14 protein-coding genes and 1 riboswitch are annotated in these 17,581 nt (G+C 40.9%); of the genes, 9 read left to right on the plus strand and 5 right to left on the minus strand.

The features are described 5' to 3' along the window. Position 1 precedes the first annotated feature (1 nt). Positions 2–1,003: a stage V sporulation protein AD gene (gene spoVAD / locus K364_RS0100285; RefSeq protein ID WP_028306357.1), complete on the plus strand. Its 1,002-nt coding sequence runs from the start codon at positions 2–4 to the stop codon at positions 1,001–1,003. 17 nt (positions 1,004–1,020) lie between these two features. After that, a complete protein-coding gene (gene spoVAE / locus K364_RS0100290; RefSeq protein WP_028306358.1) occupies positions 1,021–1,374 on the plus strand; it encodes a stage V sporulation protein AE in 354 nt (117 codons plus the stop codon). Positions 1,375–1,398: 24 nt separating this feature from the next. Here the strand turns inward: spoVAE and K364_RS0100295 are convergent, their stop codons facing one another. The 3 genes from K364_RS0100295 to K364_RS22265 form a co-directional block, all read right to left on the minus strand. Continuing rightward, positions 1,399–1,860: a methylated-DNA--[protein]-cysteine S-methyltransferase gene (locus K364_RS0100295; protein ID WP_028306359.1), complete on the minus strand. Its 462-nt coding sequence runs from the start codon at positions 1,858–1,860 to the stop codon at positions 1,399–1,401. 333 nt (positions 1,861–2,193) lie between these two features. Next, the gene (locus K364_RS0100305) at positions 2,194–2,640 is read right to left on the minus strand and encodes an Hsp20/alpha crystallin family protein (protein ID WP_028306360.1); all 447 of its coding nucleotides are present in this window, start codon (positions 2,638–2,640) and stop codon (positions 2,194–2,196) included. A gap of 13 nt (positions 2,641–2,653) precedes the next feature. Beyond that, positions 2,654–2,944 carry a MerR family transcriptional regulator gene (locus tag K364_RS22265; RefSeq protein ID WP_051533692.1) on the minus strand — a complete coding sequence of 97 codons (291 nt, stop codon included), beginning with the start codon at positions 2,942–2,944 and terminating at the stop codon, positions 2,654–2,656. A gap of 229 nt (positions 2,945–3,173) precedes the next feature. Between K364_RS22265 and K364_RS0100315 the strand changes: the two genes are divergently transcribed. Then, the gene (locus K364_RS0100315; RefSeq protein WP_028306361.1) at positions 3,174–4,280 is read left to right on the plus strand and encodes a hypothetical protein; all 1,107 of its coding nucleotides are present in this window, start codon (positions 3,174–3,176) and stop codon (positions 4,278–4,280) included. 79 nt (positions 4,281–4,359) lie between these two features. Here the strand turns inward: K364_RS0100315 and K364_RS0100320 are convergent, their stop codons facing one another. After that, on the minus strand, positions 4,360–5,787 hold the full coding sequence (locus K364_RS0100320) for a sodium:solute symporter family transporter (RefSeq protein ID WP_035267356.1): 1,428 nt from the start codon (positions 5,785–5,787) through the stop codon (positions 4,360–4,362). 109 nt (positions 5,788–5,896) lie between these two features. Beyond that, positions 5,897–6,008, minus strand: a riboswitch (TPP riboswitch). A gap of 288 nt (positions 6,009–6,296) precedes the next feature. Between K364_RS0100320 and K364_RS22270 the strand changes: the two genes are divergently transcribed. The 3 genes from K364_RS22270 (at position 6,297) to K364_RS0100335 (ending at position 12,123) form a co-directional block, all read left to right on the plus strand. Beyond that, entirely contained in the window at positions 6,297–8,972 is a 2,676-nt protein-coding gene (locus K364_RS22270) for a cation-translocating P-type ATPase (RefSeq protein WP_035267357.1), read from the plus strand. Positions 8,973–9,027: 55 nt separating this feature from the next. Further along, positions 9,028–9,906 carry a methyl-accepting chemotaxis protein gene (locus K364_RS27460; protein WP_028306363.1) on the plus strand — a complete coding sequence of 293 codons (879 nt, stop codon included), beginning with the start codon at positions 9,028–9,030 and terminating at the stop codon, positions 9,904–9,906. A gap of 171 nt (positions 9,907–10,077) precedes the next feature. Beyond that, a complete protein-coding gene (locus tag K364_RS0100335; RefSeq protein WP_028306364.1) occupies positions 10,078–12,123 on the plus strand; it encodes a stalk domain-containing protein in 2,046 nt (681 codons plus the stop codon). A gap of 46 nt (positions 12,124–12,169) precedes the next feature. Here K364_RS0100335 and K364_RS0100340 read toward each other — a convergent pair whose 3' ends face one another. After that, positions 12,170–12,769, minus strand: coding sequence for a TetR/AcrR family transcriptional regulator (locus tag K364_RS0100340; protein ID WP_051533693.1), 600 nt, complete (start codon positions 12,767–12,769; stop codon positions 12,170–12,172). A 186-nt stretch (positions 12,770–12,955) separates the two neighbouring features. Between K364_RS0100340 and K364_RS0100345 the strand changes: the two genes are divergently transcribed. Genes K364_RS0100345 through K364_RS0100355 form a run of 3 tightly spaced genes read left to right on the plus strand, consistent with a single transcriptional unit; the run spans position 12,956 to position 17,331 of the window. Next, positions 12,956–13,660, plus strand: coding sequence for an ABC transporter ATP-binding protein (locus K364_RS0100345; protein ID WP_028306366.1), 705 nt, complete (start codon positions 12,956–12,958; stop codon positions 13,658–13,660). Then, positions 13,660–16,023 carry an ABC transporter permease gene (locus K364_RS0100350; RefSeq protein ID WP_051533694.1) on the plus strand — a complete coding sequence of 788 codons (2,364 nt, stop codon included), beginning with the start codon at positions 13,660–13,662 and terminating at the stop codon, positions 16,021–16,023. Before K364_RS0100345 ends, K364_RS0100350 begins: the two co-directional genes overlap by 1 nt. Before the next feature lie 51 nt (positions 16,024–16,074). Beyond that, on the plus strand, positions 16,075–17,331 hold the full coding sequence (locus K364_RS0100355; protein ID WP_028306368.1) for an efflux RND transporter periplasmic adaptor subunit: 1,257 nt from the start codon (positions 16,075–16,077) through the stop codon (positions 17,329–17,331). Positions 17,332–17,581: the final 250 nt, after the last annotated feature.

The following is a 17,581-nucleotide window of genomic DNA, read 5'->3' on the forward strand; positions in this document are numbered from 1 at the left end:
TATGCAAAAAGGGCAGCAAACATGGTTTTTTGAGTCACAGCCTGTAATAATAGGTTCAGCAGCAGTGGGCGGCCCCTTTGAGGCCAATGGAGCATTAGCTGATGATTTTGATCTCCTTCATGGAGACATGTGGTTAGGACAGAAGAGCTTTGAAAAGGCAGAGAAAAAATTATTAGAGCAGGCATGTGAAATAGCTATTGATAAGGCCGGCATGAAAAAAGAAGATGTGCAGTTTTTTGTAAGTGGTGACCTTATGAACCAGATAATTTCCAGCAGCTTTGCAGCTAGAACCCTGGGTGTACCTTTCCTGGGAGTATTCGGAGCATGCTCTAGCTCAATGGAAAGTCTTGCAGTTGCCTCACTTATAGTTAACAGTAAAGCTGGCAAGAATGCTTTAGCTGCATGTTCCAGTCATAACGGTTCAGTTGAGAAGCAGTTTAGATACCCTACAGAATATGGGTCACAAAAGCCTCCTTCAGCTCAATGGACTGTTACAGGTGCAGGAGCAGCTCTAGTAGCTGACCAGGGGGAAGGGCCAAGGGTAATAGCAGCCACAGTTGGGAGGGTTGTTGATATGGGGATTTCCGATCCATTTAACATGGGTGCTGCCATGGCACCGGCAGCAGTTGATACAATTCAAGCCCACTTTAGAGACATGGGCATTGAACCAACCCATTATGATGTTATTGCAACAGGAGACCTGGGTAAAATAGGTCATGCAATTGCTGCAGACTTGTTAAAAAAACATGGAATGAATATTCCTGAGGAAATAATAACAGATTGCGGGTTGATGATTTATAAAGAGGATCAGCAGGTTTTTGCAGGGGGCAGCGGGTGTGCATGTTCGGGTACTGTTACCTTTGGACATTTCGTGAAAAGATTGAAAAAGGGTGAATTAAAAAGAATACTTGTTGTTGCAACAGGTGCATTATTGTCACCCCTGTCATACCAGCAAAAGGAAACCATACCCTGTATTGCACATGCAGTAGCAATAGAAGCCTAGGAAAGGGAGAAAAATCCATGGAAAAGTTTTTAATTGCATTTTTAGTTGGTGGAGGAATCTGTGTCATAGGTCAGTTAATGATGGATGTATTAAAATTAACCCCGGCACATACCATGAGTACCCTGGTAGTTGCAGGGGCTGTATTGGGCAGTCTGGGTCTTTATGAGCCTTTAATTAAGTTTGCAGGCGCAGGGGCTTCAGTGCCTATCAGCAGCTTTGGCTATGCTCTAGTTAAGGGTGCCCTGGGAGAGGCTGAGAGAACTGGAACAATTGGAGTTCTTACAGGAATATTTGAAGTAACCAGTGCAGGCATATCAGCTGCTATTGTGTTTGGTTTTATAGCCGCCCTCATATTTAAACCCAAGGGATGAGGCTGGTTAGATGAAAGCTGGTTATTATAGAAATGCCTGTTCATGCTCTAACAGCCATTTTTTTCTCCACAAACCAGAACCATAGCCTATCAGGCTTCCATTGCTTCCAATGATGCGGTGGCAGGGAATAACGATGGCATGTTTATTCTTGTTGTTTGCACCACCTACGGCCCGAACTGCTCTTTCATTGCCAACTGCTGCAGCAATATCCTTATATGATGCAGTTTTTCCATAGGGTACCTGGATAAGCTTTTCATATACCTGTCTTTGAAAGCTTGTGCCCGTAATAATAAGATTTAATGAAAAATCCTTGCGTTGACCCCTAAAATATTCCTCCAACTGGGCATGACAATCCATCAGGCAATCGGGTATTTCCTTGGATGCTTCTCCCTCCTCGCTGAAATCCATGGAAGTAATACCCTCAAAGCTGCCCTTTATTCGAATGAGTCCAATGGGTGAGCTATAAACTACCTCTTTTATATCCATATTAGTCTCCTTACAAATTAAAAATAGAACTTGATAATGCAATTATTTGAATACCCTGTCTAGTTCAGCCGTTAATCCAGGAAAGGTTATTGACCTGGCACTTTCAGATTGGGCGTAAGTAACAATATTTTATAACAAGGGGGAATTAAGGTCAAGTTTTGCCATTTTGCAGGCCCATGAAACAACCGCCCCTGCTAGGCAGGAGCGGTTGTTTTACTTTCCACTTATATCCAGTTATGTCCAGGGCTTTGCTGGAAGCCCTGGTTGTATTTATATATAGCGGACCTATGACTATGACCTTTGAATAAACAGCTGCTTATTAGTTTTCGAATTTTATTCATCAATCTGTATTTCCTTTGGCTTGGCTTGTTCAGCTTTTGGCAGCTTTAGCTCAAGAACTCCATCTTTAAAGGTTGCCTTAACCTTGTCTGTGTCAATGGGAGTGTTTACAGTAAAGCTTCTATAAAACTTGCCGCTGCTTCTTTCCTGTAAAAAGTAGGTTCCATTTTCCACTTTATTTTCCCTGGTAACCTCTCCAGAGACTGACACTTCATTATTTACTATGTTGATTTTAATGTCTTCCTTTTTTACTCCTGGCAAATCGATGTTTGCAACAACTTCCTCTGGAGTTTCATAAACATCCATTGATGGATTTAAGCCAAATCTGCCATCAACTAGTTTTTGGTCAAATAGCCTAAAAGTGTCTCCAAGCAAACGATCCATTTCATTTCTCATATTCATTAATTCACTAAAAGGTCCTCTTCTAATAATATTGGCCATAATCATCCCTCCATTAAAATTTTAATAATAATTCTTTAACTTTGGAATCGGTCATATTTTGGTCCGCTATTATACCAAGGATTATTTTAATGCCGGATAGATTGACATCCTTTTCCTTCTGCAGTAAATTTATCAACTGCAGCTTTTTAATATCATTATTTGAATATAACCTGGTATTTCCGCTGGTTCTATGGGGTGATATAAGACCCATCTCCTCGTAATAACGCAGTACTCTAATACTAGTTCCCACAAGACGGGCTGCCACACTTATGCTGAATAAAGGCTCCCTGCTGTTTCTCTCCATGTCAATCACCACCAAAACTTCTCTGATAATAGTATAAAATATACTAATTAATTTGTCAACAATCTAACATAAAAATGTTATATTATATTACATTAATCTAGCTTCATAAGCTGCATCATAAGATTACATAAGATTACCAATTCAAACTTGTCCAACACTCTAGTATAATTAATCACAGGGAAAGCAATTTCTTACAAAAAATCATCATAATTACTTAAATGGAGGAGAAATGCTGGAGACTAGATTTAGAAAAATAACACATAGCCATTCTTTTTTAACCCTTTGTTTGGTACTTTTTTTGTACATAAACCTTGTTGCTGCACAAGCTGGAATTGGAGATGCGGCCGAGGAGCTATCTGCAGTGGAGAAATCCACACATGGAGAAAACTGGAATTTTATTGATAATATACCTACTAAAGATATTCAAAACCTGAATAAGCTAATTCCTAAAAGCTATGTCCCATGGGAAACAATCGTTAATGAAGAGGAGAAGAGCCGCCGCCAGGGTGTTGGTGAACCCGGGGAACAGGGGCCTGCTGGGATTGTTGATGCCAGGGTCAATGAAAGTAGAGAGCAGCAAACTGAAATAAGACAGGAACAAGAGCAAGAGCAGACCAAGGAGCAAAAGCCTGAGCAAAAGTTTGAGCAGAGGCCCGAACAAAAACCAGAGCAAAAACAGGAGAAGCCTGCAAAAAATTTGGATGGATATCTTAACGCATATGTGCTAGATGTGATCAAGAATTATGAAATTGGAAAGTATCCATACCTGCTCAATAATGATTACAAGAACTATAATGGGGTGACTACTAACCTGTACTACAAGGACAAGCTGCTGCTCAAGGCCCACCCCTCAGGTAACAGGGCAAGTCACTGTACTGGGATTACCTTTGAGGTTTTTTTTAAGGCCATGCAGGAAAGAAACAAAAGGCTCGGTCTAGATCCAAATGATTTCAACGGTATGTCCTGGAATGAGCTGTTTGACTTTGTCCTTTTATGGTACATGGCAGATGGAGCACAAAAAAGCAATAGCGTAATAGCCGTGGAAAAATATGGAATAGGCAAGGGTGTTAAAAATCTTGAGGAAGTTAGACCTGGTGATTTCATACAATTTTCCAGGACTAACAATACAGGCCATATTGGTGTATTTCTAGAATGGGTAAGGGAGGACAGCAGGATAATTGGTTTTAGATACTGGTCCAGCCAGGAGTCAACCAGGGGAATTAATTATAGAACAGAATACTTCAATATTACCGATAAAGCTGGAAGAAAACGGGGTAGTGTACTTACCAACCACCTTTATATTGCTAGAATAGTGCCAGTAAACCAATATAAGTAAGGTAAATCAACTGCTAAAACGGGGACCCTTGCACCATTTAATATGGGAGCAAGGGCCTTGCGTTTTGGGTGTTAGAGACTTATTTCACAGCGTCATGAACCTTATCCTGCAGGTTAGCTAGATCTACAGTTTTTGAAGTAAACCTGCCAAGTAAGAGTGATATGACTATAGGTATGAATAAGGCTAAACTAAAGGAATGAAGCAGGTTGCCCCGGGTAAAGGCTGGGTCGGGAAACAAAAGAGCCCCTGCTAGGATGCCGCAAAGTACTGCCACCACTCCAGCCCAACCTGGAAACCTTTCTGAATACAGGCCAAAGAATACTGGGAAAAGGGCTGCCGCACATACCAGGTCAGCTATAAAGAATAAATAAAGAACACTATAGCCCTGGGATGCTGTGGTAATAACCAGAATACAAATTACTGCTGTTATAATTCTGGAGTAGGCAATAAGCTTTTTAGGGCTGATATCTTTACGTGCCCTGGCTATATCAACAGTTACTATTCCAGTCATGGCATTTATAAGTGTATCGGCGCTGCTCATAACAAGTGCCACTGCAAGTACTAATACAACTGTTATTACCCAGGTTGGAGTTGAAGCAAGCACAACCTCAAACAAGGCAGAGGAGGGAGAAGTCAAGGTGTTTTCTGCTACAGCCATAAGACCAAAGGAGCCTGCTATCATGACAACAGGTATTATCATCAAGCCAGCTATAACAAAGGACTTGCGAACTGTTGCTGTATCCCTGCTGGCATAGACTCTAGACCATAGTCCCTGATGAAACATGTTTGCCGCAAAAACAGCAATTAAAAGGGTAGCGGTAAATTCCCATGCCCCAATATGCTTGAAGCTTAATAGTGAAGGCTCCAGGGACTTTACACGCGCAACAGCCTCACCAAATCCACCTAGGGAGGAAAGGGTTCCAAAAAAGGCCAACAGCAGCAAGGGTATAATTAGAATTGCTTGAATGGTATCTGTAAAAATTGAGCCTCTTATGCCGCCATAAGTGGTATACACAAGGGTAGAGCCTCCTATGAGCAGGGCTGTTATCCACAAGGGAATCCCTGTAACAAGGTATACTGCCAGGGCAATTCCCGTTAATTCAGCGGCAAGGAAAACAGCCATGTAAAACATGGATACAATTAAAGTAAGGACATACATGCCCCTGCCGTATCTATAAAAAACAAATTCAGGCAGGGTTGAGCAGTTAGGGGCAAGGTATCTTAACCTTGGCCCGAAAATGGCAAAGGCAACAACTACGAGGGCCTGGGCTACGGCATAGCCCATAAATGCTGTCAATCCTCCCCAGGTTCCGGCTTCCGCAGGACTAAAAAGAATCCATGCCCCCATGATTGATGCAAATATTGTTGCAACAGCAGGGCCTGTGCTCAAAGTATGTCTGGCGGTTATAAAACCGTCCAGGGTATTAAAGGTGTTCCTGGTGCAATAGATGTAGAGAACAGCTGCCAGCATGAAAAACATTACAGAAAAAACAATCCAAAAAGTCATTTCTTTGTCCCTCTTTTCCAAGTTGTAATTATATTAAAAAATATGTAAGCGAAATATCAACCTAATAAAATAAAAAGCGTCCCAGCAGCATAGCCAAGACGCATAAAAATCAGTCTGTCCACACTATTCCTCCGCTGGTATTACCCATCTCAGGTTCGAAGGGTCTGCAGGTTTCGCCTGCATTCTCAGTCTCCTATAAAGAAACTCCCCTTAGTGCAATTTTATTAAGTTTATTTTTTCCTACATGCTTTTAATGAATCAATTATAGTCTATAAAGCATGGTTTTTGCAAATGATTTCTTAAAACAATAATTCAAATATAATTCAAACAATAAGTCTTATTATAATTTTCTAAAAAACTTCGTTTATTTTTCATACACAAGTTATGGACTAAAACATATAATAATAGTTAAGTCAATTGGTAAAACAGGCAGCTTATGTATATAATAGAGGAAGTATAGAGATAAGGTGCATTATTATACTTTATGACAAGAAGGTGATTAGGAAGATATGAGCGATTTTCATTTACGTGATTATGAGCAGGTAATGAGTGAATTAAATGCACAGACTAAAGGGTTAAGCTCCAGTGATGTAGAAGAAAGAAAGAAAAAGTATGGTGATAACGTTCTCCCAAGTGAACCACCACCATCAATTCTGGAGATATTTATCAGGCAGTTTAAAAGTCCATTAATATACATCCTCCTGGTTGCAGGTATAGTATCCATTGTACTTAAAGAATACATTGATGCTGGATTTATTATCCTTGTTCTGCTTCTCAATTCTGTCATTGGGACTTTTCAAGAGTATAATGCTGCAAAAAGTGCGGCTGCCTTACAGAAAATAGTGCCCCATAAAGCCCAGGTCATAAGAGAGGGAAGGAAAACCGAAATAGATGTTAAGGATATTGTTCCAGGCGATATAGTAGTCCTGGAAGCGGGATTTATGGTACCTGCTGACATGCGCCTCATCAAGGCAAACAGCCTTGAAATAGATGAGTCCCTTTTAACCGGTGAGTCAGTTCCTGTGACCAAGAAAACCGAAAAGCTTCAGGGTGAAAATATTTCTCTTGGGGACAGGATTAATACTGCCTTTGCAAGCACAGTTGTGTCAAGGGGTTCTGGTTTAGGTGTTGTTACAGATATTGGTTTAAAGACAGAAATAGGAAAAATTGCAGAGGTTATTGCAGGACCAACCCAGGCCAAGGCACCTCTTGTGCATAGGATGGAAATATTTTCAAGAAACATTGCCATTGTTGTTCTTGGGGCTTCTGCACTTCTGGCAGTACTTGCATTCATGAGGGGTATTGAGGCCCAGGAGGTCTTTTTCATGGCAGTTGCCCTTGCTGTATCAGCCATTCCAGAGGGTTTGCCAGTTGGTATAACCATAGCCCTTTCTGTGGGTATGCGGAGAATGGCAGAACGTAACGTTATTGTTAGAAAACTGGTTGCTGTGGAGGGTTTAGGCAGCTGTACGGTTATTGCCAGTGACAAGACTGGGACCCTGACCCATAATGAATTAACGGCAAAGCTAATCAGCCTGCCAGATGGCAAAAGCATTGAGGTAAGTGGGGAAGGATATAATCCTGAGGGAGAAGTAAAAATACCAAATGATTTAGAAAAGCAAAGGATTGTGCGTTTTGTAGAAGCTGTTGTTTTATGTAATGAAGCCACCCTATATCAAAAAGGTGATGCCTGGTATCACCAGGGGGATTCAGTAGACGTTGCCTTTCTTGTCCTTGGTGCTAAAATGAATATTTTTCAGGATGAATTATTAAAGGAAAACCCCCAGATTGGTGTAATACCCTTTGATGCCCAGACCAGGTTTGCAGCCACCTTCCACCAGAGGAAAGACCAAATGCGGGCGGCAGCCAAGGGTGCTTTTGAAGCCATTGGCCCCATGTGTACCAAAATGCTTACAGAAGAAGGCATTGTAGATTTTGATGCTGGGGCTATAGAAAAGAAGGTAGTTGACCTCTCAAATCAGGGCTATCGCGTTCTGGCTGTTGCAGAGGGAAGCTTAAGGGAAACAAAAGAAAAGTATTCTCAAGAAGACCTTAAAGAGCTTACCTTTTTAGGATTAATAGGAATGATTGATCCCTTGAGGGTAGAGGCAATAGAAGCTGTTGAAAAAAGCATTAAGGCAGGGGTTAAGGTTAACATGGTCACTGGGGACCATCCTTTAACAGCCTTTGCCATTGCAAGGGAGCTGGGAATAGCAAGCTCTCTAGATCAGGTTATTACAGGCAGTGAGCTGGCAAGGTGCTGCGAGGAATTTGAAGAGGATAAATTTGCAGAACTAATAAGCTCTAAAACGGTTTTTGCAAGGGTTGAGCCCATGCAAAAGCAGTCTATAGTAAATGGACTTATGAAGAAGGGTCATTTTGTGGCTGTTACCGGGGACGGAGTAAATGATGCACCTGCTTTAAAGCAGGCAAACATTGGCGTTGCAATGGGTACAGGAACTGATGCTGCAAAGGAGACTGCTGATATAGTATTGACAGATGACAATTTTGTGTCAATAGTGGCAGGAATTGAAGAAGGCAGGGTTGCCTATGATAATATCCGCAAGGTAATATACCTGCTAGTTTCTACCGGGTTTGCAGAAATAGTATTATTTACCCTGGCAGTTGTACTGGGATATCCAATACCCCTACTGGCCGTTCAAATTCTCTGGCTGAACATGGTTACCAATGGAGTACAGCATGTGGCACTAGCCTTCGAACCCAACGAGGGTGATGTTATGAAGAGAAAACCAAGACCTCCCCAGGAGGGGGTTTTCAACCCCTTGATGATCAGACAGGTGGTTGTTTCAGGCTTGTACATGGGTGTTGTTGCCTTTTCCTTATGGGCATATCTGGTAGGCACCCTGGGCTGGAGTGAGTTTGCAGCAAGAAACAGCATCCTGCTGCTCATGGTTTTCTTTGAAAACTTTCATGTTTTAAACTGCCGATCTGAAAGAAAATCCATCTTTAGAATACCCTTTTTCAGCAACAAACTGCTTTTAATAGCAATACTTTTAGCCCAGGCTATCCACCTGGCAAGCATGCAGATACCATTTATGCAGATGGTGCTAAGTGTTGAACCAATAACCTTTACACAATGGATGCAAACCCTGGTGTTAGGCATTACAATTCTGCTTTGCATGGAAGTGTTTAAGCTGATTAATAAACGCATATCCAGCAGTTAAAAAGAGAAATCATATTTTATTAAAATTATAAAGCTATACTGGAGGGATTGACCATATGAGTCAGATAATGTTGGAGAATATTGATGTTATTGAAGAAATTTCTAAAATCGTTTCTAATGAAACTGGATATAATATTATAATTTGTGGAGAGGGCGGCAAGATAATTGAAGCTACCATCAAGGAACGTATTGGTAGAATACATGGTGGAGGAGAAAAGATTGTTTCAGGAGTGATAGATGAGGCACTTATTACAGCTGAACAGGAAGAAAGGGATAGAGAATTAGGCTTAGACACAAGGAAAGGGTACAATTATCCCATTGAGGTTGAAGGAAAAAGAATTGGAAGCGTTGGTATTGCTGGAGATCCTGAGATAGTTAAACCCATTGTTAAGATTGCTTCAAAAACCATCAGCTTGTATATAGCACATTATCTTCAACAAAAAAGACAAGAAGAAAAAAATCGTCTTATCAATAGCAAAATATCAGAACAGATAGAACAAGTATCGGCAGCCATCCAGGAGCTTGCGGCTGGTGCCGAAGAAATAGATGCAAATTCAAAATCCATGGAGAACATAGCAAATACTGCCCTGCAAAAAGCTGATGAAACAGATGGCATTTTAAAAATAATAAGAGATATAGCAGACAGGAGTAATATGCTCGGTTTAAATGCGGCCATAGAAGCAGCCAGAGCCGGTGAGATGGGCAGGGGTTTTTCTGTTGTTGCCGAGGAGATTAGAAAGCTTTCAACAAACTCCAGGGATTCAGTATTAACGGTATCTAGTGTGCTTGGTGAAATACGCGCCGTAATTGATACAATTTCAGAAGCTGTTTCAAGCACAAGCAGGGTTACTGAGCAGCAGGCAGAAGCCCTGCAAAGTGTTAATGATAACCTGTTGGAAATCCAGAGAACTGCTGCAGACTTAAATAAGCTTTAACAAATACTAACTGGATTTTATATCAAATATAAAGACCTGGTTGACAACCTGCGGCTAGTAGTTTATGGCCGCAGGTTTGTTTTTTTTAATAACTTATTATAATTTATGGAACCATTTGGGCCAGATTTGCGTCTAATAAGAGAAAATATTATCCACAGAAAGAGGGAAGAGATGAAAAAATTAATTTATCTTTTAGTTCTAACAATCATATTAAGTATTTCAATTTCACTTCCAGCAAACGCCTCTAACTCTGATTTCAGGGGGATAATTGTTTTAAAGCCGGGTTCTCCAATAGTAAATATTGGCGGTGAAAATGTAAGGATACAGGCACCACCCTATATAGAAAATGGTACTACCATGGTTCCCTTAAGGTTTATCTGCCAAAATGTATTAAATGCATCAGTTCAATGGGACACTGCCACTAGTGTTATATCAATATATGATGGCACCCAAACTGTTATAATTGATATTAAGAATAAGAGGATCATGGCCAATGGAGTTGAATACAAGCCTCCTGTGGCTCCTGCAATTAGAACTGGCCATACATATGTTCCCCTCAGGCTTATAGCAGAATTGTTTAATTGTACAGTAAATTATGATACTGTTCAAAGAACTGTGACCATTTCCACAAGCCAGCAGGTCAAGGTGCTGCCTGTTGCCAGATTTGAACTGCCCCAAGGCCTGATAGGTGGACAAGAGTTATCATATAAAGACACAAGCTATGACCCAATGGGTCATGCCATAACCAGCCGTGTTTGGGAGATTACCATGCCTGATGGGCGAACACTTAAAACTAATGATCCCAGGTCAATTATGTCCAGGCCGTCCTCAGGAACCTATACCTTCAGTCTGCGGGTCAAAAATGCCTTTGATGTGTGGAGTGAGCCAACTATCCAAACCTATACTGTTTTGCCAAATGAGCCTCCTGTCATTACTGATTTTGCAAGTACTAAAAAGGAAGCAGCCATTGGTGAAGCAATAGATTTTTCTTATAATGTGATAAATGAGGAATGGGAGAAGATAACTGAAGTAAGATGGGCTTACTCATGGTTTGACGGAGAAAACCACAAGACGGCCAGAGAAAAACCAAGGGCTTTTTTCAGGCCGGGTCTCCATAAAGTATCTGTACAGGTCAGGGATGAGTACGGCAACTGGAGCAAGGAGGCCGAAATAGATATCACTGTAAAAGAAAAGGTAGTAATGAGTGAAAAAGCCTTTAAATTTAATAACCCTATTCAAGGGGAGCTCTTCCTAAACCATACCAGGATAAACTATAATTTAAAGCCTACTGCCCAGGTGTTAGCTGCAAGCAATGATGATGTAACTCTTATTGCAAGCAACAATCCAGAAAAAGTTGATGCAGCAGGGATCCTGTATCATGATGAAGCATCAGGCCTTGTCAGGGTAAGATATCATCATCGGAATATGCTGCCAGGCAATCTGCGAATACTGGCCATTGCAGAGAACAATACCAACACCCCTGTAGAAGTTGAATTTTTAAGAAGTGGACTGGCTGGTCCATCCTTGGATATCATGCAGGTTGGACAGCAGGTTGTTGTTTCTTATCTACTGGCAGCTAATAAACCTTCTGGAGAAAAAATAATTCTGCAGCCTGGTGAGAGAATCATATTAAATAGTAATCAAAGGGCCCTAAAAAATGACGAGGTTCTGGCTGGCTTAATAGAAATTCATTGCAGTGATAAGCTTCACTTTACAATTGCAGCCATGGAGGAGGGACGCAGCCTGGAAACCTACAAGGAGCTGCCAGTACTGCCCAAGTACAATACTCATATTAGAGGTACCTTTGGCAAGGCAGGAATTAATATGGATGCCCTTATAAGTGGAAAGCAAACAGAAAAGGTGGTAATTGGCAGGGCTGATGCTTATCCCGGATATTTTCTCTATGGATTTGAAAATACTACTGGACAATATATTATAAATAATGGAAATCGTGGAGTTCTCCATACAATTACCTTAACTGCCGAGGAGAGGGTTGGAGTATTTCTGAATCCGCGGGGCACAATATTTAGAGGAGCACTAATGGGCTTTAATGGCGATATATGTTTGTTAGCTAATGCAGGAGTTCTGGTGGGCAACCAGGAGGGAGTTATCTTGGGCGTTTTAGAAAAGGGAGAAACAAAGACCATCACCTATCTAGCCCCAAGTGGTTCAGACAGTCCAGTACTTCTCATATTTGTCCCTGAAAGTGAATGGTAGGTAAATAAGCTGCAGTATTAAAAGCCCCTTGTTATAGTCGGGAGGACTATTCCAGGGGCTTTCCTACTAACCCGTAAAAAAACAGATGATTTATATCCAACTGAATGTCCTTATTGTGATTAGAAAAGAAATCAGGATTGCTAACGGCTTCCTTGAATATTTTCATGTAAAACAATATGGCTTCCATGGAAATATCCCTGTTTATATGGCCTTCCCTTTTACCCTGCTCCATAATCTCCAGGACCATGGGAATAGATTTTTTTTCGTAGAACTCCTCAAAATATTCCCGTATTTCTGGATGGTTTAAGTAAATTGATTTCAGGAAGTCTTGATTTAAGTTTCTGGCTGTTTCTCTTTTATCAAAAATAATTGCCTCTATCTTTTTTTGAAAGGGCAGGTCTCCATCCAAAAGCTCTTTATACTCCCGCCATTTCCTTTCCATTAGATCCATTACTACATCTTTTAGCAGCTCATCCTTACTGCCAAAATAATTATAGATAGTTACCTGGGAAACATTGGCCTTTTTTGCTATTTCAGCCATGGTCACCTTTTGCACTCCATAGACAGAAAACAGCTCAAAGGCTGCCCTGCGGATGCTTTCCTTCTTCTTTTGCCGTCTTTTTTCAAATCCATCCATATTGCCCATATAACCACCTCTTTAGTATAAGAATACTAAAAATTATGAAACAAATCAATAAAAATATTTCATAAATATATTGCCAAGGGGCTGCAGTTAGATTATTATGGATTTATGAGCTTAACTACAGACTTAGAAGATTTTTGTTTCGGCTTATTGCATATACATTTAATGTAGTTACAAGGGGGGAGTTCTATGAAGCCAGTTATTAAAGCAAAAGACATGTGCAAAACTTATAAAATGGGTGAGGTTACAGTAGAAGCCCTAAAGGGAGCTACCTTTGAATTTTATGAAGGTGAACTGGTTGTAGTTCTTGGCCCTAGCGGCTCGGGCAAGAGTACCCTGCTTAATATTGTGGGGGGGATGGATAAGGCCAGCTGTGGTGAGCTGTATTTTAGAGATACACCACTCCATGAGGCAGATTCCAGGCAGCTCACATATTTTCGAAGAAATGATGTGGGTTTTGTATTTCAGTTCTATAACCTGATGCCCAATTTAACTGCATATGAAAATATAAATCTTTCAGTACAAATATCTGAAAACCCCCTTTCCATTGGTGAGTTATTAGAAAAGGTTGGATTAACAAATCGTGCTGATCATTTTCCATCCCAGTTATCTGGTGGGGAGCAGCAGCGTATAGCCCTTGCCAGGGCCCTAGCTAAAAACCCTACCATGCTCTTGTGTGATGAGCCTACCGGTGCATTGGATTTTCAGACAAGCATCATAGTATTAAAGCTCCTAAAGGATTTTTGTGAGGAATACAACAAAACCGTGGTGGTAATTACCCACAATACTGCAATAGCACAAATTGCCAACCGAATTTTTTATTTAAAGGACGGTATGATTGAAAGGATTATAACTAATGAAAATCCACTTCCGCCTGAGAGGGTGAGCTGGTAATGCTGTGGAGAAAGGTATTTAGAGATTTAAATGAAAACAAGGGTGCTTACCTGGCATGTGCGGTAATAATTATTATTGCACTAATGGTCTTTACGGCATTTTCCATGGTATCAGATAATTTGACAATGTCAAAAGAAGCCTTTTATTCCAATCAGAACTTTGCAGATGGATTTATACAGGTTCAGGCACTGCCCTTTTCAGAGGTTGAAAACCTGAAACAAATTGAAGGTATTGCAGATATTCAAGGTCGTCTGGTAAAGGACGTGAGGGTATTATTTCCAGACAGGGATGAAAATATTTATCTGCGCCTGGTATCCCTGGAGCCAGATAGGGATAACACCATAAATGGTGTCCTGTTGACCCAGGGTATCCCCCTTGGCAGCAGGGGCACAAATATTTGGATTGATAATACATTCTTTGAGGCAAACAACCTTGAATTAAATGATAAGCTAGAAATAGTTGCCGGCGGTAAAAAGAGGCAACTGCAAATTGTAGGTGTAGGGCAAAGCCCAGAGTTTATATATGCTCTAAGGACTGGGGCGGACATTTATCCTTCGCCGGAAACCTTTGGTATAGGCTTTGTATCCCTAGAGACAATGAAAAGTCTATTTCCAAAGGATAAAGCATTTAATGACGTTGTTTTTACACTTAAACCAGAAGTGGACTTTGATATTGTAAAGGATTTACTTGAATATGAATTAAAGCCTTTTGGACTGACAGCTATTTTTCCTCGTGCAGATCAAATAAGCCATCTATTACTAATGGGTGAGCTGGAACAGCTGGAGACCATGTCCACAGCACTGCCAATTTTATTCCTGGCAATAGCAGGCATGATTTTATATATTGTTTTAAAAAGGCTCATTGAGCAGCAGAGAGGACAGATAGGTATATTAAAGGCCCTTGGATATACCCAGGGGGAGATAATTTCCCATTATTTGTCCTATGCAGTTGTTATTGGCTTGAGCGGGGGAATCCTGGGAGCAATACTGGGAATGTTTCTTTCTGGGCCTTTAACTGCCATGTATCAACTATTTTTCAATATGCCCGGCCTGGCTGGAGGCTTTCAGATCAAGTATTTAATTTTTGGCATCATGTTGTCCCTGGGATTTTCTCTTATTGCTGGCTATCAGGGGTGTAAAAGAGTTCTTACATTGGAACCTGCTGAAGCCATGCGGCCGCCTGCCCCTGTGATAGGCAAAAAAGTACTGCTGGAGAAAATAGGCTTTATCTGGAATATGTTTACAGTGCAGGGCATGATGGCTGTGAGAAATATCTCCCGGAACAAGGGGCGTAGTGCATTCATATTTCTGGGTATTATGTTTTGCTTTGCTATTTCATCCTTTACTGGATCAATGAATGATCTGGTACAGAAGATGCTCTACGATCAATATGAAAAAGTGGAATTATATGATGTAAAGGTAACCTTAACCAGACCTTTAAATGAAAAAAATGTCCTTAGAGAATTACAGGCATTCCCTGGGGTTAAGAATGTGGAAGCCATGGCAGAAATTCCAGTCACCTTATCCAATAAATGGCATAAACAGGATACGGTGCTTCTGGGACTGCCGCGAAACAGTCAGCTGTATAACATTTTGGACAAAGAATATAATAAATTAGACCCACCACAAAATGGCCTGCTCCTGTCAGAACGATTAGCAGATCTTCTTGAAGCAGATGTTGGTACTAGATTAACTGTAGACAGTCCAATGCTTAGAGAAACAAGTGATGAGCACCTTGAGGTAGTAGGAATTATTCCTCAATATCTGGGGATGAATGGGTACATGGAATTGGGCTCAGTGCAGGATTTCTTAAGACAGGGTCCCCTGGCAACTGCCATTATGGTTAATATTGATGGGGAAAAAATACCTGCCTTACAGGAAAAATACCTGGAGAGTGATGTGGTTGCTGATGTAGATGAGAAAAACCAAAGGCTTGTAAAGATGCAGGAGATGATGGAAACCTTTGGCAGCATGATATATATGTTTTTGGTTATAGGAATTATTATTGGTTTTGCTATTATTTACAGTTCTTCTATTATTACTGTTTCCGAACGAAGTCGTGAACTGGCTTCCATGATGGTTCTTGGAATGACACCAGCTGAAGTGCTTTCGGTCATTACCTTTGAACAGTGGTTCTTAGGGATTCCTGCAATGGCTGCCGGGATTCCCTTGTCATATGCTTTGATGGCTTCTATTGCCAGGGAGGTTAGTACAGATGTATTTACAATGCCGGTGATAATTACCTTTTCCTCTTATTTACTAGCAACCCTTGTGACGGCACTATCAATTTGGATTGCTCAGAGGGCTGCCGCCAGGAAAATAAGCAGCTTAAGCCTTGTGGAAGTCTTAAAGTCCAGGGAATAGGGGTAAGCTTCTGTTTCAAATCAATGTTTAAAAGAAAGTGGGGAGGTTTGTATGAAGAAGAAGTGGAAGATTGCCTTGGGAGTTTTACTGGCAGTCGTTATTATTGGTTTCATGGTTTTTGAAAATACCAAAGGTCTTGAAGCCAATGTTCTAGAGGTAAAGCCAGGTACAATTGCCAGCACGTTCAAAGAGGAGGGCAGGGTAGTGCCTGAGGCCGAGCAGCCCATCTATACTCTTTATGGCGGAGAGGTTACTGAGGTTGCTGTTTATGAGGGGCAGGAGGTAAAGGCCGGGGACTTATTGGTAGTTCTTAACTCTAAAGAATTAGATTTTCAATTGCAGCAAGCTTATGCCCAGTTAAAAAGCGTTCAGGGTGAAAGGATCGGAACCTTTCAGGAACCATATGAGTCACAAATAAAAAGTCAGGAGCTTCTTGTAGAACAAGCACAAAGAGACCTGGCGGCCTACAAGCTCAATTTTGCAAGGATAGAACAGCTGTATAAAGGGGGAGGTGTGAGCGAACAGGACTATGAAGATGCAAGGGATATGATAATAAGAGCAGAAAACCACCTGGAATTACAAAAGCAGGCCCTTAACCTATTGCATGAATCTACAAGTCCTGGAAGTGGTACCGGGCAGTTTTATGCCGGCAGGATTGAAGCACTTCAGGCACAGATTAACCTGTTACAATACCAGAAAAACCAGACCAGGATTGTGGCACCAATTGATGGAGTAATTAGTAATCTATCCATCAAAAAAGGTGAGATTGCCAGTCCAGCCTTTTCACTAATGAATATTTTTAACACAGAAAATTATATAGTAGAAGTCTATGTCTTGACTGCAGATATTCGCAGCATTAATACCGGCATGAAAGTAGCTCTAGTAATTGACGGCAAGGGTGAGGATATTATATATGAAGGTACAGTAAAAAGAATAGCTCCTACCGCAACCCAAAGATTATCTGCCCTGGGTCTGGAGGAGCAGAGGGTTAAGGTAAGTGTTGAATTGACTGATTCAAGTGATATCAAGCTGTTCCCCGGCTTCAGCCTGGATGTGGAGTTTACAACAGATAAAAGAGATAATGTGTTAGTAGTTCCAAGGACAGCCCTTTTCCCCTATGACCATGGAGATGCAGTTTGGGTAGTAAGGGACGGAAGAGCAAGAATCCAGCCTGTTGAATCCGGCTTTAATAATAACAGAGATGTGGTTATTCTTGAGGGATTAGATGAAGGAGATCTGGTAATCCTTAATCCCCAGCTGGAGGGGCTTAAAGAAGGGGTCAGGCTTGACAAATTGACAAAAAAATAGTGATGGTTTTTTAATTTCGGCTTTGTGGTATAATACATTAAAAAATGGAAATAGAACTGTACAGAAATATGTCGCCCAGGGAAAAGTTTAAACGGCATATTGAACTCTTTTACCTGGGCAAAAAAATAATTTTTACATTGTCGATTTTCAATCCTGCTATGTTAACTTTTGGAATAAATATCAAAAAAAGAAACGTTTTTTAAAATATCACCCTTTAGGGTGATACTTTTTTTTACTGCATTAGAGCTAC

Origin of the sequence: Desulfitibacter alkalitolerans DSM 16504, assembly GCF_000620305.1 — a bacterium.
In the GTDB taxonomy this organism is placed as follows: domain Bacteria; phylum Bacillota; class DSM-16504; order Desulfitibacterales; family Desulfitibacteraceae; genus Desulfitibacter; species Desulfitibacter alkalitolerans.

Bases quoted from the DNA above. Each gene is read 5' to 3' on its own strand.
- spoVAD (WP_028306357.1), top strand. From the start codon at position 2: ATGCAAAAAGGGCAGCAAACATGGTTTTTTGAGTCACAGCCTGTAATA.
- spoVAE (WP_028306358.1), top strand. From the start codon at position 1,021: ATGGAAAAGTTTTTAATTGCATTTTTAGTTGGTGGAGGAATCTGTGTC.
- K364_RS0100295 (WP_028306359.1), bottom strand. From the start codon at position 1,860: ATGGATATAAAAGAGGTAGTTTATAGCTCACCCATTGGACTCATTCGA.
- K364_RS0100305 (WP_028306360.1), bottom strand. From the start codon at position 2,640: ATGGCCAATATTATTAGAAGAGGACCTTTTAGTGAATTAATGAATATG.
- K364_RS22265 (WP_051533692.1), bottom strand. From the start codon at position 2,944: ATGGAGAGAAACAGCAGGGAGCCTTTATTCAGCATAAGTGTGGCAGCC.
- K364_RS0100315 (WP_028306361.1), top strand. From the start codon at position 3,174: ATGCTGGAGACTAGATTTAGAAAAATAACACATAGCCATTCTTTTTTA.
- K364_RS0100320 (WP_035267356.1), bottom strand. From the start codon at position 5,787: ATGACTTTTTGGATTGTTTTTTCTGTAATGTTTTTCATGCTGGCAGCT.
- K364_RS22270 (WP_035267357.1), top strand. From the start codon at position 6,297: ATGAGCGATTTTCATTTACGTGATTATGAGCAGGTAATGAGTGAATTA.
- K364_RS27460 (WP_028306363.1), top strand. From the start codon at position 9,028: ATGAGTCAGATAATGTTGGAGAATATTGATGTTATTGAAGAAATTTCT.
- K364_RS0100335 (WP_028306364.1), top strand. From the start codon at position 10,078: ATGAAAAAATTAATTTATCTTTTAGTTCTAACAATCATATTAAGTATT.
- K364_RS0100340 (WP_051533693.1), bottom strand. From the start codon at position 12,769: ATGGGCAATATGGATGGATTTGAAAAAAGACGGCAAAAGAAGAAGGAA.
- K364_RS0100345 (WP_028306366.1), top strand. From the start codon at position 12,956: ATGAAGCCAGTTATTAAAGCAAAAGACATGTGCAAAACTTATAAAATG.
- K364_RS0100350 (WP_051533694.1), top strand. From the start codon at position 13,660: ATGCTGTGGAGAAAGGTATTTAGAGATTTAAATGAAAACAAGGGTGCT.
- K364_RS0100355 (WP_028306368.1), top strand. From the start codon at position 16,075: ATGAAGAAGAAGTGGAAGATTGCCTTGGGAGTTTTACTGGCAGTCGTT.